Origin of the sequence: Vibrio sp. S12_S33 (assembly GCF_963889785.1) — a bacterium.
Lineage (GTDB): Bacteria > Pseudomonadota > Gammaproteobacteria > Enterobacterales > Vibrionaceae > Vibrio > Vibrio aestuarianus.
In genome coordinates this window covers 1-1,100 of sequence record NZ_CAWPQZ010000166.1, presented here as the reverse complement: position 1 = coordinate 1,100, position 1,100 = coordinate 1, and the positions used below count along the sequence as shown (strand labels likewise).

The window sequence follows — 1,100 nt, the reverse complement described above, 5'->3', positions numbered from 1 at the left end:
TGATGTTCGCACTGCCTGTTAGTGTTTCTAATAAGGTTACTTCGTGAGTTTGTACTGTCGTACTGCCATCTGGGTTGGTGATGGTTAACGTCACCGTATCACCCACTTCCACACCCGTTGGAATACTCACCACCGTTTCAACGCCGTCACTGTTCTCTGCCACGCTCACGCTGCCGTCCGCGGCGTCCGCGATGGTAAGTGTTGGCGCCGCAGTTGGTGCGGTGGCGTCAAAATCAAACGTCACTGGCGCGCTGTCGCCACTGCTGTTGCCTGCGGCATCCGTAATGCTGCTGGTGATGCTGTAGTTACCTTCCGCTGTCAAGCTTGGAATGGTGATGTCGGCGCTGCCATTGGCAAGATCCGCCGACGTCACGGTGTAGGTTTGTTCCGTGGTGCTACCATTTGGGTTGGTGATGGTTAAGGTGATGGTATCGCCTTCTTCCACGCCCGTTGGTAGGGTCACGTTGGTTTCAACGCCGTCACTGTTCTCGGCCACGCTCACGCTGCCGTCCGCGGCATCCGCGATGGTAAGTGTTGGCACCGTACTTGGCACGGTGGCGTCAAAATCAAACGTCACTGGCGCACTTTCACCACTGGTGTTGCCCGCCGCGTCGCTGATCTGCGCCGTCACGCTGTAGTCACCTTCCGCCGCCAAGCTTGGGATGGTGATGTTCGCACTGCCTGTGAGTGTTTCTAATAAGGTTACTTCGTGAGTTTGTACTGTAGTACTGCCATCTGGGTTGGTGATGGTTAACGTCACCGTATCACCCACTTCCACGCCCGTTGGAAGCGTCACATTGGTTTCAACGCCGTCACTGTTCTCTGCCACGCTCACGCTGCCGTCCGCTGCGTCCGCGATGGTAAGCGTTGGCGCCGCAGTTGGTGCGGTGGCGTCAAAATCAAACGTCACTGGCGCGCTGTCACCACTGCTGTTGCCTGCGGCATCCGTAATGCTGCTGGTGATGCTGTAGTTACCTTCCGCTGTCAAGCTTGGAATGGTGATGTCGGCGCTGCCATTGGCAAGGTCCGCCGCCGTCACGGTGTAGGTTTGTTCCGTGGTACTACCATCTGGGTTGGTGATGGTTAACGTCACCGTATCG

Annotated in this window: 1 protein-coding gene; it reads right to left on the bottom strand. The window is 56.8% G+C overall.

The genetic code is table 11. The features are described from left to right. A partial coding sequence (locus AACW06_RS19675; RefSeq protein ID WP_192076345.1) for an Ig-like domain-containing protein occupies nt 1–1,100 on the bottom strand: 1,100 nt, incomplete at both ends.